At 66.4% G+C, this 15,257-nt stretch carries 14 protein-coding genes and 1 tRNA gene; 2 read left to right on the plus strand and 13 right to left on the minus strand.

Annotated elements, in window-relative coordinates:
• The first annotated feature begins 267 nt into the window (after nucleotides 1-267).
• Nucleotides 268-1,248, plus strand: a complete 981-nt coding sequence (locus tag NTX40_06450) for a hypothetical protein (GenBank protein MCX5648720.1) — start codon at nucleotides 268-270, stop codon at nucleotides 1,246-1,248.
• A 39-nt stretch (nucleotides 1,249-1,287) separates the two neighbouring features.
• On the plus strand, nucleotides 1,288-2,724 hold the full coding sequence (locus NTX40_06455) for a hypothetical protein (GenBank protein MCX5648721.1): 1,437 nt from the start codon (nucleotides 1,288-1,290) through the stop codon (nucleotides 2,722-2,724).
• Nucleotides 2,725-2,766: 42 nt separating this feature from the next.
• On the opposite strand, the gene NTX40_06460 is transcribed toward NTX40_06455, so the two are convergent.
• The 13 genes from NTX40_06460 to NTX40_06520 all read right to left on the minus strand — a co-directional run bounded on the left by NTX40_06460 (nucleotide 2,767) and on the right by NTX40_06520 (nucleotide 15,130).
• Nucleotides 2,767-4,026, minus strand: coding sequence for a Gfo/Idh/MocA family oxidoreductase (locus tag NTX40_06460; protein MCX5648722.1), 1,260 nt, complete (start codon nucleotides 4,024-4,026; stop codon nucleotides 2,767-2,769).
• Nucleotides 4,027-4,082: 56 nt separating this feature from the next.
• A complete protein-coding gene (gene selB / locus NTX40_06465; protein MCX5648723.1) occupies nucleotides 4,083-6,050 on the minus strand; it encodes a selenocysteine-specific translation elongation factor in 1,968 nt (655 codons plus the stop codon).
• Entirely contained in the window at nucleotides 6,047-7,459 is a 1,413-nt protein-coding gene (gene selA / locus NTX40_06470; GenBank protein ID MCX5648724.1) for an L-seryl-tRNA(Sec) selenium transferase, read from the minus strand. Before selA ends, selB begins: the two co-directional genes overlap by 4 nt.
• A 67-nt stretch (nucleotides 7,460-7,526) precedes the next feature.
• Nucleotides 7,527-8,366 carry a 4Fe-4S binding protein gene (locus tag NTX40_06475; GenBank protein MCX5648725.1) on the minus strand — a complete coding sequence of 280 codons (840 nt, stop codon included), beginning with the start codon at nucleotides 8,364-8,366 and terminating at the stop codon, nucleotides 7,527-7,529.
• 27 nt (nucleotides 8,367-8,393) lie between these two features.
• Complete coding sequence (locus NTX40_06480) at nucleotides 8,394-8,699, minus strand: hypothetical protein (protein ID MCX5648726.1); 306 nt, start codon at nucleotides 8,697-8,699, stop codon at nucleotides 8,394-8,396.
• A 61-nt stretch (nucleotides 8,700-8,760) separates the two neighbouring features.
• Nucleotides 8,761-8,856: transfer RNA gene (locus NTX40_06485), tRNA-Sec, on the minus strand.
• A 573-nt stretch (nucleotides 8,857-9,429) separates the two neighbouring features.
• On the minus strand, nucleotides 9,430-9,633 hold the full coding sequence (locus NTX40_06490; protein ID MCX5648727.1) for a glycogen/starch synthase: 204 nt from the start codon (nucleotides 9,631-9,633) through the stop codon (nucleotides 9,430-9,432).
• Between the two features lie 221 nt (nucleotides 9,634-9,854).
• Nucleotides 9,855-11,690, minus strand: a complete 1,836-nt coding sequence (locus NTX40_06495) for an HD domain-containing protein (GenBank protein ID MCX5648728.1) — start codon at nucleotides 11,688-11,690, stop codon at nucleotides 9,855-9,857.
• 40 nt (nucleotides 11,691-11,730) lie between these two features.
• Nucleotides 11,731-12,204: a gas vesicle protein gene (locus tag NTX40_06500; protein ID MCX5648729.1), complete on the minus strand. Its 474-nt coding sequence runs from the start codon at nucleotides 12,202-12,204 to the stop codon at nucleotides 11,731-11,733.
• Between the two features lie 33 nt (nucleotides 12,205-12,237).
• Nucleotides 12,238-12,525, minus strand: coding sequence for a gas vesicle protein K (locus tag NTX40_06505; GenBank protein MCX5648730.1), 288 nt, complete (start codon nucleotides 12,523-12,525; stop codon nucleotides 12,238-12,240).
• A gap of 63 nt (nucleotides 12,526-12,588) precedes the next feature.
• Complete coding sequence (locus NTX40_06510; GenBank protein MCX5648731.1) at nucleotides 12,589-12,828, minus strand: gas vesicle protein; 240 nt, start codon at nucleotides 12,826-12,828, stop codon at nucleotides 12,589-12,591.
• A 1-nt stretch (nucleotide 12,829) separates the two neighbouring features.
• Complete coding sequence (locus NTX40_06515; protein ID MCX5648732.1) at nucleotides 12,830-13,072, minus strand: hypothetical protein; 243 nt, start codon at nucleotides 13,070-13,072, stop codon at nucleotides 12,830-12,832.
• Nucleotides 13,073-13,210: 138 nt separating this feature from the next.
• On the minus strand, nucleotides 13,211-15,130 hold the full coding sequence (locus NTX40_06520; GenBank protein ID MCX5648733.1) for an ArsA family ATPase: 1,920 nt from the start codon (nucleotides 15,128-15,130) through the stop codon (nucleotides 13,211-13,213).
• Between the last annotated feature and the right edge of the window lie 127 nt (nucleotides 15,131-15,257).

Raw genomic sequence — 15,257 nt, forward strand, 5'->3', positions numbered from 1 at the left:
ACGCGCGCCGCGCCTGCCGGAATCGGCAGGTCCGGCGCCAACCGGTGCCGGACCGCCAGGACGGGCGGCGCGCACCCACCTGCCGCCGCAACAAGAAGAAAAGCAAGGCCGAGAACCACCGTGACGCGGAACACGGGAATTCCTCCACTCGCCGCCCCCGTCGCGAGGGGCGGTGCTTCCCGGCCATCATACCTTCCGAAACCGGCGGGCGTCGAGCGTTGATTTTCGGCCGGCCACGCCGTACGCTGAAGTTCAAGGAGGCGGGCCATGAGACGCGCGGCGGCGGCACTTCTGCTGGCGACGGTCCTGGTGTCGGCGTGCGGATGCGGGGCGCAGAACGTCCTGTTCGGCGGCCGACAAGGATACCTCTTCACGGTCTCGGACGCGGTCGCGCTGCCGGGCGAGGAAGTCCTCCTGCGGGCGCACCTCCAAGGCGGCGACCTCCTGCGGGCCCAGCCGGGCCATGTCGTGCGTTTCTCTCGCGGCGGGGAATTCTACAAGGCGGCCGAGACAGACCGCGACGGCGTCGCCGCCGTCTCCTTCACCCCGCCGGGCGCGGGCGATTATGTCTTCCGCGTCGAACTTTCGCCGAACGGGTTTCCCGACCAGCCGCCCGAACCGGTCGAGGCCTTCGTCCTCTGCCGCCGGGCCGACACGCCGCTCGTCATCGTGGACCTCGACAAGACGGTCGTCACGTCGGGGTTCCAGAAGGTGCTGGTGGGCAAGCCCGAGCCGATGGCCGACTCCGTCGAGGTGATGAAACGCCTGGCGAAGGAATACACGCCGATTTACCTCACGCATCGGCCGGACCTCTTCGGACCGAAGTCGCGGGCCTGGCTCCGCGAACACGAGTACCCGAAGGGCCCCCTGCTTCTGTCGGACATCGGTGGATTCCTCAAAGGCAGCGGGGCGTTCAAGTCCGCCATGCTGGGCGACATCCGGCGACGGTTCAAGGGCGCGAAGGCCCTCGGCATCGGCGACAAGGTCTCCGACGCCGTCGCGTACCACGAGAACGGCCTGCGGGCGATGCTGATCGTCCAGCCGGACGAAACCGCGGGAGCCGCCGGCCTCCGGCTACTCGCCGACTCGCTCGACCCCCTGCCCGACGTCGTCCAAGTGGTCACCGGCTGGCGCGAGATCGAGCGGGCGGTGTTCGAGGGCGCAACCTTTCCGAAGACCTCGCTCCAGGCGCGCCTGAAAAAGCGCGCCGACGAACTCGACGCGCCCGCGAAGGCGCCGGGCCAATAGGGATTCGCCGAAACCGGCTGGAAGAGAGGAAGGCGACCCGTGCGAACGGTATGGCAAGCGGCGGCGCTGATGATGCTCCTCGGGGCGGCGGGGTGCATGACCCGCCATCCCCTCGCCGAGGGCGAACTCGACCGCTACTGGAGCCTGCACCCCGTCCGCTGGCAGGAGGCCTCGCCCGTGTCCTTCCAGATCGAAGGCCGTGCGATTCCGACGCACTGGCTCATCCGCCAGGACCCGAGTTTCCTCCGGTCCACGATCAGCCTCGTGCGGGCGGCCGACCGCCTGAAGGCGGGAACGACGGAGGTGGCGTTCAGCCTGAGCCCGGAACACGCGGCGATGGCGGCGAAGAGGCTGGCCGACGCCCGCCGCACAATCGTGGATTTCCGCGAGGCGATGGACCCCGACTCGCACCCCTCGATGGAACAATGGGCGTCGGCGACCGCCTCGACCATCGCCGATGCCGAGCGCATCGTCCGCCTCTCGACGGCCGAGGACCCCGATCGCCCCGCCAAAGAAGGCGAGGAACCGGCGGGCCTCTCGGCCGAGCCGCTCTTGAATCTCGCAATGGCCTATCTGAATGAGCGCGCGGGGGGCCTCCTGCTCGCCGGCATGAACCCCCAGGACGTGGGCCGGCTGCGCGAAGCGCTCGCCCAGATGGTGCTGCGGCTGGCGTTCGCGGCGGCGGGAAAACTGGACCCGCCGGACTTGCGCGACGCGGTGGCGAGCGCAATGCGCGAGGCGGACGACCCTGACAGTTTGCGAAAGGCGCTTCCCGAGACCTTGCTCACCCACCTTCGCGAGGCGCCGCCGGCGCCGCCGAGCCAGGGCCTTGCGTCCGTCGCGCACAGGGTGTTCGCCTGGGCGCCGCGGATGCTGCGGGTCATGGAGATGGTCGTCCTGCAATGGGACCGGATGGAATCGCTGGTTGTCGAGTTCCGCCGCGCCGGCGAGGAACCGCTCGTCCAGTTGACGCTGAACGTGGCCCCCGGGCGCGAGGTGCGGATCGCCGACCAATTCATCATGCAGCCGGCGCTGGTGTTCCGCGGCTCAAGCCGCATCCTCATCGCGCCAAAACCGGGCGGCGGGGACGAACTGGCCGTCCTCTTCGAGCCGGGCAAAGACCCCGCGGGCCAGGCGGCCGCCGGGGCGACGGAGGTCCGCTTCGAGGGCCTCGGCTGGGGATTGGTGCGGGCGCTCACGCTGCCGCTGGCGAGCGCGGCCCTGCGCGAAATCCGGGTGAGTGCCGCCAGGCAGGAAGAGGGCGGCCTGGTGAGCGTAGTGCTCCTTATGGAAGCGACGGGCGACCGGAAAGACCCGCGCCGGCTCCTCGCGTTCCAGGACGTGCGCGAAACGCACCTCGTGCGCGAACCGTTCGAAGTCCGAAGCGAAACCGGGCGCCTCCGGCAGGTCTTCAACTACGTCACGCCGGACGGGCGATACACCTATCGCCGCGTCAAGACGCCCGCCGAACCGTGAGCGGCGTTCCGCCGATCCTGGCTTCTGGAAGCCGCCAATCCCTCAGATTCGCCACGGCTCGCGCCAGGCGCGGGACAAACGACGTGAGGCCGCTTCGTCGCCGATGATTTTCTCTTTTTCAGGGTCCCAGACGATTTTTCGCCCTTCGCGGATCGCGATGTCGGAAACGTGGCTGAAAATGTCCGACCGCACCGCGTCTTCGATGTGGCTGACCGGATCCTTGCGGGTTTTGACCGACTCGATGAAATTCCCGCCGTGACGGCGGCTCTCGACGAGGTGCACGTCGTCGGGTTTGAGATTGATTTTCAACAGCGACGGCGGGTCGGCCTTGATGCCGCCGCGAGAGATGCCGATCCAACCTTCGGTGCCCTTGAACTCGGTGTAGTCGCCGCCCGGCCTGAACTTCATCTTCACGCCGTTGGCCATACGGATGTCGACGTCCCACTTCATCACGACGTTGTTGCGATTAGTGGTGGGAATGTGGGCCGTGCCTTCAACCTCCCAGGGGCCGGTCTTGTGGGTGTCGTAGCCCCAGACGAGGATGTCCAGCGGATGGGCGCCCCAGCCGGCGATCCATCCCAGGGCGTAGTCATAATCGTGCCACCAAGCATTCCCTCCGGTGGCCTGCCCGCAGTAGGGTTTCCAGGGCGCCGGGCCGAGCCACATGTCGTAGTCCAGTCCCTCGGGCACCGGTAGCGGTGTGTTCGACCCGCCTTCGGCGCTGTCGGGGGCGTAGACCGTGATCTCCCGGACTTCCCCGACGTAGCCGCTGCGAACCAGCTCGCAGCCGTAGCGGCAATGAGCGCTGGAGCGCTGCTGCGTCCCGTACTGGAACATACGGCCGTAACGGCGGACCGCCTCGCGGCAAATCTGGTCCTCGCGGATCGACACGCCCAGCGGCTTCTCGGTGTATATGTCCTTTCCGGCCTTAGCCGCGGCCACGGTGTGGTGAACGTGCCAGCAATCGGTGGTGGCGATACAGACGGCATCGAGATCGTCCCGTTTAAGCAGCTCGCGGAAATCGGCGTAGGCCGTGCCGCCGGTCTGCTGGGCCCACTTTTCGCGGCGATCCACCCAGGGATCGGCGAAGGCGATGGGCTGGCCGCCGGCCCCGATCAGCCCGCGAAACACCCCGCTGCCTTGCCCGCCGCAGCCGATCAGGCCGATGGTGACCCGCTCGCTTGCCGGCGGGACGCCTTCGCCCCCCAGCGCCGTCGAGGTTAACACGTACGGTGCGGCCACGGCCGCCGCGGCGCCTTTCAGGAACCGCCGCCTCGTGAAGCCCTTCCTGTGCACGTTCATGATCTGCTCCTATTTGTCTTGTACGGTCTGCTATGATACCCCGCTGCCCGGGGCAATCAACTGCCTTTCTGTTTTCCTTCAAGCGCCTGCCGGGCCTCGGCGCCGGGCGTACGCCGGCTCCCCGTCCGCACCGTCAGGCGGACCGTGTCGAAATAGTCGAGCAAGGGGACGGCGAACTTTCGGCTGACGCCGAGCGCGTCGCGAAACTCCGTCGTCTCGAAACCAGCCTTCCTGGCGAAGAGGCCGAGCACCGCCCGCCGGGCCGATTCGACCGCCTCGCGGTGCATAACCACCTTGTCATTGAGTTGGACGACGCGACCCTCGTCGGCCAGCAGGCGAATCATCGCCGCGACGCGCTCCGGCGGCGCCCCCAGCGCCTCGGCAATCTCCGCCGGACCGGGAGGCGCAAGGCCCCCCTCCCGAAGAACCAATTCGACGCGGCCGGAAAGGGCCTCGTCCTGGGGCGAAAGGCACGGGCCGCGCCCGGCCAACGCCACCACCTCGCCCGCGCGGACCGCCGCTCCTTCCGCGACCAGCCGCTCGAGCGCCAGGTCAAAAACGGCCGGCGCGACGCCGACCTCTTGCAGAAGGTCGGCGGGGGCGGCGCCCGCCCGGCGCGGATTGGCCGAATGGAACGCCTCGAGCGCCTCGCGCAGCCGGCCCGCGGCGGCATCCACGACGTCGCGATGAACGAACAGGGCGCCGCCTGCGCCGACGACGGTTCCCTCCTCGCGGAGGCGCTCGACCGTCCGCCGGACCTCCTCCAGGGGCGCGAGCGCCCGGCGCGCCAGCGCGGCCAGGTCGAGCGCTTCGCCGGATTCCTTGAGATGAAGGGCGCACCAGGCGGCGGGGTCGTCGAGGGCGTCGCGCCGGTCGGCGAGGGCCTGGAGAACGTCGGGGCGGTTTCGGCGGGTCCGGCGGTTGCTCGTGCCGAGGACGCGCCCGCCGCCGAGGGTCGTGATGCGGCCGTCGGCGAGGCCCGCCATGCCGGCCCGGACGACGAAGCGGTCGCCGGGGGCGACGGCCAGCGGCCGGTCGAGACGCAACTGAACCATTCGCCGCTCGCCCGGCGGGACGGTCTTATCGTCGAGGATGGCGACGCGGGCGGTCGCGCGGGCGGTCCCGATGTGCAGATGCACCTCCAGGTAATCCTTCAGCGGGTGGGGGACATGGGGGAGGATGCCGAGGTCGGCCTCGACGACGGTGACGGGCTCAAAGGCGTCGCCCGCGCAGGCGACCATGCCGGTCTCGATAATCTCGGTTTCGACGCCGGCGAGGTTGACGGCCACGCATTCGCCGGCGCGCGCCAGGTCGGTTTCCTCACCGTACACCTCGAGGCGCCGGACTCTGGCCTCCAGGCCGCCGGGGAGGATCATCAGGCGGTCCTCCAGATGCACCTCCCCGCTCGTCGGCACGCCGGAGACGACGGTGCCGAAACCGCGGATGGCGAACGCCCGCTCGATCCAGAGGCGAAAGAGGCCCGTGCTCTGGTGCGGCTCGCAGGCGGCGACCGCCTGGTCGAGGGCGGCGAAAAAACCCTCGAACCCCTCGCCGGTGACGTTCGAGATGCCGCAAATCGGAGCGCGTTCGAGAAACGTGCCCCGGACAAACGCGCGGACGTCCTCTTCGACGATCCGCCGCAGGTCCGCGTCCACGAGGTCGATCTTCGTCAGCGCGACGATCCCCCGCCGGATGCCCATCAGGGTCAGAATGTCGAGGTGCTCGCGCGTCTGCGGCATGACGCCGTCGTCCGCCGCAACGACCAGAATCACGACGTCGATGCCGTGCGCCCCCGCGACCATGTTGCGGATGAAGTCCACGTGGCCGGGAACGTCCACGATGCCGACGATCCGCTCGTCGCGCATCCGGCAGGGGGCGAACCCGAGTTCAATCGTCAGGCCGCGCTCTTTCTCGGCGGCGAGGCGGTCCGTGTCGCAGCCCGTCAGGAGTTTCACGAGCGCCGTCTTGCCGTGGTCCACGTGTCCGGCGGTGCCGAGCATGATGTTCTTTCGCGCGGAAGTCATTGGGCGGCACGTCCTACGGCGTCGGCGACGGCAGGCAATTCATTCTCCCGAATCGTCCGCACGTCCAGGACGACGCGGTCGTTCTCGATCCGCGCAAAGACGGCGGCGTCGTCCGTGCGCAGACGCCGCGCGAGTTCCTCGGCCGCGAGTCCCTCGACCGCGACGGCGACGAGGCGCGTCGGCAGTTGCTCCGTCGGAAGCGACCCGCTCCCCAGGTACCCGACGCCCTCCAGAACCTCCGTCCGCGCGGCGGGGGCCGACCGTGCCACCGCGCCGGCCAGCGCGCGGGCACGCGCCTCGAGCGCCTCCACCGGCGTCGCCAACATCCGGTACAGCGGATGCTCGCGCGCGAGGCAGTCCGGGTCGCGGAAGAGGTGCAGCGTCCGCTCCAGCGCCATCAGGCACGCCTTATCAACCCGGAACGCGCGGGCGAGCGGGTGCTGGCGGATGCGTTCGATGAGGCTCGCGCGGCCGAGGATGAGGCCGCCCTGGCCCGCGCCGATGAGTTTGTCGGTGCTCGCGATAACGACGTCGGCGCCGGCAGCGATGGATTCCTGGATCGTCGGCTCGTGCGGCAGGCCGAACCTCGCAAGGTCCACGAGGGCCCCGGCCCCGAGGTCGTCGAACAATACGAGGCCGCGCGCGTGCGCCAACGCCGCCAAGTCCTCGAGCGGCACCTCGCTGGTGAACCCCACGACGCGGAAGTTCGAGGGGTGGACGCGCAGAATGACGGCCGTCGCCTCGGTGATCGCGCCGGCGTAATCCGCGAGGTGCGTGCGGTTGGTGGTTCCGACCTCGACGAGGCGCGACCCGCTCTGGACCATGACATCGGGCAGGCGGAACGCGCCGCCGATCTCAATCAGCTGCCCGCGCGAGACGATCGTTTCCCGGCCGGCCGCCAGCGACGCCAGGACGAGCATCGTCGCGGCGGCGTTGTTGTTGACGACGGTGGCGGCCTCGGCGCCCGTGAGTTCCGTGAGGATATACTCGACGCGCCGGTCGCGGTCGCTGCGCTTTCCGGTCTCGCGGTCGACGGCCAGAGTGACGTAGCCTTTGAGTTCCTCGACCATCGAATCGACGACGCACTCGGGCCAGACGCTCCGGCCGAGGCCCGTGTGCAGGAGGATGCCCGTCGCGTTGATCGCGCCGCGCAGGTGCGGCCGGGTGCGCGCCTCCAGGCGCCGAAGCGCTTCCGAGAGGACATATTCCTCGGTGACGTGCCGGGCGCCGCAGCGTCCGCCCGTATCGTTCGCAATGTGCCAGCGCAGTTCCTCCAGCGCGTCGCGGAGACACCGAACGACGAGCGTGCGCGGATGGCGCTGGAGCCAGTCCGCGGCGTCCGACGAAGCGAGCAGTTTGTCCACCGAGGGCAGTTTCCGCAGGAGGTCCTGTTTGGCGGGCGACGTCATGGTCGGCTCCTATAATGCACGTTCGCGCGGGCCTCCGCGCGGCAAGTCGGCCGGACCGCACCCGAGGCTACTCGGCCGGGGCCGGGTCGGCGCGCTCGGTTCGGCTGAAGGCCGTCTTCACCTCAATCGCCTCGCACCGCGTGCATTCCATGCACCGGATGCAGAGCGGGTCCGCGAGTTGCCTTTCGGGGGCGAGGTTCACGGGACACATTTTTCGGCACGCGCCGCACTGGACGCATTTCTTCGGGTTCGCGCGGAGGAACACCGCCGAGAAGCGGTTGAACACGCCGAAGATCGCCCCCAGCGGGCAGAAGAGCGAGCACCAGGGCCGGAACTTGACGAACATCGCCACGGCGAACAGAACCAGGATTGTCCACTTCAGCGCGCTCATGCCGGCGGCCGACCCGCCCGCCGCCGCCTCGCGCACCAGGTTCGGGACACCCGCCTCGACCGCCCCGGCGGGGCAGACCCGGCAAATGAAGAGCGGATGCGCCTCGCCGAAAAAGTACGGAACCGCAATCACCAGGCCCGCGAGGACGGCGTACCGGAGGTATCCGGTCCACGAGGGCAATCGGACCTTCGGCACAGGAACCTTCGCGACCAGGTCCTGGAGGAACCCGAACGGGCACGCCCAGCCGCACACGAAGCCGCCGACCACCCCGCCGACAACGAGCAGCGTCCCGATGGCAATGAAGGGGACGACGTGAAGCGCGCTGAAGTTGGCCAGGACGCCCACCGGGCACGCGAAGAGCGCCAGCGGACACGCGTAGCAGTGGTACACGGAACCGCAGACGGTGTGCAGGCGCAGCGCAAGCGGGTCGAGCCAGACGAGGAGGAAGGCCGCCTGGATCAGGAGTCGGCCGCGGACGAAGCGCGACGGTTTGGGTCGGATTCTGGGTTCGGCCATGGCCGCCATGGCCCGCCTTCACTTGATTCAGGTAGGGCACAGAGAAGGCGTTTCGCCTTCGCCGTAGGTTCGTTCGAGTTTGCCCGAGGGATTTCGCCGGAGGCCGCCGACCGTGATTTCGCGGATGAGGGCGGGCTCGGGTTCGTCGATCGTCCGCGAGCCCTCGGCGGCGGCGGGCGGTTCGGCCTGCTTGAGGAGAACCGTCCGGCTGTGCACCGCGACGCCGTAGATCACAAGGGCGGCGCCTGCGGCGACGAGAATCTCCGCCAGGACGATCCTCGCCGCGCGGCCTCGGAAACATTGCCGGACTCGCGCCTCGCCGGGCTGTGCCATTCGCGCCTCGCCTCGGTTCTCGGAGAAGCCTTTTGCCGCCGCGGGCCCCCGCGGGAAAAACTGGCGGAGGCGAATGGGAGTCGAACCCACCCAGGGCTCTTTCGAACCCCACGCTGGTTTTGAAGACCAGGAGCGCCACCGGGCGCCTGTCACCTCCGCCTCAGGCCTTCATGACTTCCTGGTAAAACATCATAACCGGCGCGCCGCCGAATGCAATCGCCATCCAAACAGCCTCGTCGATCTCCGCCTGCGTGAAGCCAAAATGAGTCTTACGGGCCGACGGCTCTTGGTGGAGAAAACCTCTCCACGTTCGTGCTGCCGCACCCGCTCTCGGAGGTTTGACGAATAGCCCGTGTAGAGATGGCCGTCGCCGCAGAGCAGGACGCAGACGTAGTGCCCGTGCCCGTCCTCGAACCGCGGGCTCGCCCGGAAGTAGAAACTCGCTTCGCCCGTCTCACTGCGAGGCTCATCCGGTGGGCGAAAAAGCGATGTCACAGATGCGGAACTGGATGGGCGCAAGCATTTACGGAACTTCGGGGCGGTGGTCAACGCTCCTCGCTCCCACACCGGCCGGAGCGACCATTGACAGGGCGGGACTTGCGCCCGCTGGAACAACGCACCTTTTCACGGCGCACCCGGCCCAGCACAGCGGAAAGGATGTCTGTACGTCACGCATCTTAGGGTTCTTGTTTTCTTTGGCTTGGCGGCGGCACTCTTTTGACAGGTGTTCTCATCTCAAGCCTCTCGACAGGAGTTCTCCTCTCAAGCCGCTCGGCCCGCTTACCAGGCGCACGGGCGTTGCCACCGTCGAAGGCACCGGACGTGGAAGAACGAATGTCTCCTGTGCACCCAATTGGCTGAGTCCCTTAGTCAGGCCGTGACACGCTGTGCCCAGACCTCCACTCCTATAGGGCGGGAACTCCCAGCCGAGCATCAGGATGTTCATCGCCCTGCCTCGACTTGTGCCCCTGCTACGCTTTCTGCTGCTGATCGTTGCGTTACCAATGGCCCCAGCGCAAGGGCCTGTAGTCGCTGCCAGCGAGGTCCGGCCAAGTACACACCGAACGTGTTCCTCAGGGTTTTCAAGCCGTTTCGCCTCTGAAAGCAGCCCTATCTGCAGAGTGCGCCCAAAGTGGCGGTAGGCCCCTCAGGCGTTTATTCGTCGTAGGCCCGCGTCTCTTCGCCGACGGCGCTGGTGACCTCTTCGCCCAACAGATGTAGGAACGTTTCAACGACCTGTGGGTCAAACTGCGTACCAGCGTACATCCGCAGTTCCGCCGCCGCCGCTTGGTGCGGCATGGCCGGCCGATAGGCCCGGGCGCTCATCATGGCGTCGTAAGCATCCACGACTGCGATGATTCTCGCTTCCAGGGGAATCTCATCCCCTGACAAGCCGTCCGGATACCCCGATCCGTCGAGATGCTCGTGGTGGTGTCGAATGGCCGGTTGGGAGTCCTTCAGGAACCTCAGATGCTTAATCATCTCAACGCCACGTTGGGGATGCTGGTGGATGGCGGCCCACTCCTGCAAGGTCAGTTCGCGTTTTGCGTTGAGAATGGCATCGGGGATGGCCAGTTTGCCGATGTCATGCAGTCGCCCGGCGTAATCGAGAATCTGAAGGCGTCGCCCGTCCAGACCCATCGCGCGTCCTACCCCGGTGGCCCAGTGGTTTACCCGAGACGAGTGGCCGTTGGTGTACGGGTCCTTGGCTTCCATCGCCACCGCCAGGCTCACAATCGAGGCATAGTTGCTCTGTTCAAGGTCATGGTGGTCGATTTGGCCTGCAAGGCCAATCGCCGCCGCTTTCGCCACAGACTTGAGTTCCGTCATGTCGGCGTTTGAGAATTCCCCGCCGGGGGCGTCGGTGACGTTGATAACACCAATGATCCGACCCGTGGCGATCATCTGGGCCATAACCATGGGACAGCAGATAACCGCTCCGGCGCCTTCCAGACCAAGGGCATCCTGCGGCCGCTCTGTCTGAATGTCGTGCAGAAGTACAGGCTGCCCGGTGGCGAACACCTCCCCGCAAAGCCGCGCCCCAACCGGCACGGCGACTTGCTCGGCTATCTCTTTGGGAATCCCTCGCGAGGCGGCAATCCGCAGGACGTTTTCGTCGTCCGCGAGCATGACACTTACGCGCCGCGTGCCCAAGGTCGATTCCAGAAATCCGGCCGTCAGGTCCGCGGCTTCCTCGGCGGAGTGGCAGGACGCCAAGCCCTGGAGAAACTCATAGCGTTGTTCGGCGCGTTGATATTCCTGGGCAAGTGAATCCAGGCTTCCGACAAGTTCGTCGGTCTGGCGGGTGGTCGCCAAGGCCAGCGCCACCACGCCGACGATGCTTAGGACCACGAGGATCTTCGTCACGACCGGCGCGAGGGTTGCCATCAGTAGGAAGGCGATCACCAACAGAAGCACCAGCAGGAACGAAGTCTGTAGGCCGCAACACGACCGGATGCTTTGCAGATTACACCACATGCATCGGGGGTAGGGGGCGGCTCCCAAAGAGCGGCATATTGCACACCTGGCGTTCCCCTGGGGCAAGTCCTCGTCTTTTCCTTTCCGGGGGCCGCCGAGTGTTGCCCTGAGCGCGGCATACGCAATCGTCATGAAGGAAAAGCCCGTGGTGCCGGCCAGAATGGCGATAGCCGATGCGGACAGGATGAGAAGCCAGCCCACCGTCTGATGTCGGCTTTCCAGGAACGCCAGACCTGCCCCCAGGAGCACCACCCGCGCGGTTTCCTCGAATCGGTGCACGCCGTGATGGAACCAGGTAGCAGGCGAAGCGGCACTTCCGCGCCGGATCAGCCGCCATAACTGGGCGACCACCGCCAAGCGGAAGGACGCGATGGCTCCCACGGACAGGGCAAGGGCCGCCCAGACCGGCGACCTCCAACCCAGGACGTAGCCGACAACACAAATAGCGCCTAGGGTGAACTGGTGGAGACGCACACCACCCCACGGCCTGAGAGAAGAACCAGTCATGTCCATCCCCTTCCTGCCTTCTATACGGCGGCGGTGGAGGCCGGAGTCATGGGCCCGGTCTGGCTGGACCTTGTCGGACCGGCGGCGGGGGTGTCCTCGCAGGCCGCGGATCGGCCGAACGGCTTGGACCACGGGAACCCGTTGGGTTATGTCGCGGCGGTTGGCCTCCGCCAGAAGGGCTGCCGGCGGGATCCCCCGGGCATCCGTGCTGACAGGGTGTTTGCTCCGCGGGTTCCGTCGATGTGTTCGCTTCGACGCCAGCCAGCCTTTCTCTTAGCCGCCTGTTTTCTTCTTCGAGTTTTTCGCCCTGGGCCTTGGAAGCCAGGTTGGAGTCATGCTCCCACCAATCGATTCCCATTTCCTTGGCCTTGTCCACGGAGGCGATCAGCAGGCGAATCTGGATCGTGAGAAGTTCGATGTCAACGAGTTTGATCTTGATGTCCCCGGCAATGACGACCCCTTTGTCGAGGACGCGTTCGAGGACATCCGCGAGCGTGGCGCTCTCGACCGCATGCGGCATGACTCGCGCCTCGGAGATCACTACGGCCTCCTTTCACAAGAGCCTGCCCAGGGGACCGAGGTCGATGTTCAGGTCGGCGTCTGCCAGGCCGAAGTGTTTCTTGAGTTTTTCCACCTGTTCCGACAGGCGCAGGAAGGTGCTGCCGAGCCGCTCGATTTCCTCGTCGGTCAGCGACCCGGCCTCGATGCGTCGTATCGCCTGGCGTTCCAGCAGTTCGCGGAGCAACTCGACGAGCGTGAGGACGAGTTTGCCCAGGCCATTCTCGACGTCATGTTCTTTGAGGGTGATGCGCGGGGGACTCACGGATCGGTCCGGCGCCATGACCTGCGCGAAGTCGCCCAGGGCCTGCGACTCCATTTTCGGCATTTCGTGAGCGATCACGTTTTACGCTCCCTCTAGCCGACACCGAGGCGTACCCCGGGGACCCGACCCCTGATTGGCGGTTTCCACGGACGTCAACACGAGTTGGAGGCCCAGGTAGATCAAGTCAATGTCCGCCACCGAAATCACCACCTCCCCCACGACGACAACCCCCTTGTTGAGGACACGGTCCAAGGTCTCGCACAAGGAAACGTGCTGCTCATCGCGGAGGGCCGGCTGCCCGGATGCTGCGGTCGTGCTCATCTCACAACATCCGCTCGTAGATGCTTCGGGCCTGGTGAAACTCACCGGCCTTTTCATAGTCATCGGCGATCTCCAGGAGGCGTTCGTGCGCTCGGCCGGCCTCTTGCGTGCCCCTGTGCTCCTCAAGGACCTCGAAATAGATTGCCACGGCTTGGCGCACCGCGTGCGCGGCGAGGTAGCCATCGGCCATCTTCAGAAGGTGCGCGAGCACTCCCGCCGGCGTCCGCGATGGGCCGGCCGACATGATTACAGTCCGCGGCCTTTGGGCCGTGATCGTGGCCCGAGCCGGACTGTGGTTCGCGTCTTCTACGGCTGTCGCGCGGCTTTCCGCGCCGCCTGGGGTGCCGGTATCCATGGTACTCGCCTCCACCAAGAAAGGGCCCTAGGTTCGATACAGCGTGCGGCCGAGTTCGGCCAGCCGGTCGCATCCTCGCAGTTCGCCGCAGTGATATACCAGGCACTGGTGTACATCCTTGAAGATTTTCTCAAACTCCCGGCGGACGCCGGATTCCGCCCGAAACTGGCTTTGGCACAGCGGACATCGGTTGTCGGGTGTAACCTGGTTAAGGAACAGGACCGGCACGTGGATTCCCAGCCGGCGGCACGCCTGGAACAGGTCCCGCGTCTCTTCCAGAGTCATCTGCGTCAAGGCGCTCACGGCATAAAGGCGTCCTTTCGCCGGGTCTTCCAACACGGATCGCAGAAACCTGACCTTCCTCGACATGGCGGTCAAATAGTCCGAGGTGGCGGGGAGCCAGCACAGGTCCTTGTATTTCAACAACAGGCCGATCATCACCTTGAGCCAGTCCTGGATCAGTCCGGGCAGTTCCAGCAGTCGCACCAGGTGCCCGGTTGGGGCGGTGTCGAGGACCACGATTCGATTGTTCGCGGTCCCCAGGAGCGAGACGACCCGCGCGACGGCCATCAGTTCGTCCAAACCGGGCGGCGAGAGATCGAGAAAGTGCTCCATGGCCTCTCGCTCGAATTCCAGATCGACCATCTCGCGCCCCGAGAGGAGCCGGTCGAAGAACTCTGCCACTTCGTCGGCATACCGGCCTCTGAGTTCCTGGAACTCCGCTTCGGCGTCTATCTCCAGGGCGGTCAGGCGCCCCCGCACGCGGGTTCCTTCGGGTCCGATGGGCACTGCGAGACAGTCCGAAAGCGAATGAGCCGGGTCCGTCGAGACCAGAAAAACGTCCCTGTCGGGATACGCCTCGGCCAGGCGGAACGCCGTGGCGCTGGCGAGCGTCGTCTTGCCGACGCCCCCTTTGCCTGAGAACAGTACGAGAGACACTCCGGGCCCCGGCAGCCTTGGCGGGTGGTCCACGCGAGGCGCGGGCGATGTCGTCGGCGCCGGCTGGGCGCGACCGGCGAGCCGATGAACCCCGGTCCATAGTTGGAGGAGATGTTCGGCGCCTCGGACCTCCTCCCGTTGGATCGGGACCTCCCAGAGCGCGTACTTCTGGAACTTCGGCCCGAGTCTCTCCAGCACCGAAAATTGCTGGCAGCAGATATCCTGGCAAGTCGGGCAATCACCGACCGGCGGATAGAGGCGGTTGACGAGAATATCCCGGACGGGCACCCGCATCCGCTCAAGCCGATCTACCAGCCGCCTCGTCTCGTCCAGACTCGCCGGTTCGGCAAGCATGACCGGCACAAAAAGACATCGCGTCTGATCCCCCAGGAGCGACGCCAAGTGTTCGATCGGCTGCCGCAGTCGTTCCAGAAACAGGTCGGTCTCGTCCTTGTCATCGGATGCGCGGTACAGTTTGGCCAAGTAATGATGCTTCGCCAACATGGCGTCGATCGCGGCGAACCACTCGTGCAGCATCTCCGGAAGTTCGAGGAAGCGAAGGGTGTGTCCCGTAGGGGCCGTGTCAACGACAATGCAATCGTACGTCCGGGCCTTCAGCAGAAGCGAAACCTCATCGAACGCCATCACCTCGTCAAGCCCAGGGACGGACAAGTCCAGGAGCCGCGCCACGTCGTCATCGTCAAGAAGTGTGCCGTGCAAAGCGATCTGCCGAAGGTGCCGCGAGTGGGCCTCCTTAAACTTCCTCAGACACTCTTGGGAATCGATCTCGAGCAACTTCAGGTTGGCAGGCAGCGGACTGTGGGCGAAACAATCCTGGAGCGAGTGGGCCGGATCGATTGAGACGATCAGGAAAGTGCCGTCCGGAAAATGGGTGGCCAGATACAAGGCGGTGGCGGCGGCACAGGTGGTCTTTCCCACGCCTCCTTTGCCGCCGAAAAGGAGCAACTCGGCGCCCAGCGTCCGCAGAAACGCGGGGACCTCGCCCACGCAGGTCGCCTGCCGGGCGGGAGATTGGCCGGCGCTTTCCGCCGTGCCCCGGGTCGCGCTAGCCGTCTGTCCGAGAACCATCGTCGGCGTCCCCATTGCCCGACTCTATCCGGTCGAGACGCTCCAG

This window comes from Planctomycetota bacterium (assembly GCA_026387035.1).
Classification (GTDB): Bacteria; Planctomycetota; Phycisphaerae; order FEN-1346; family FEN-1346; genus JAPLMM01.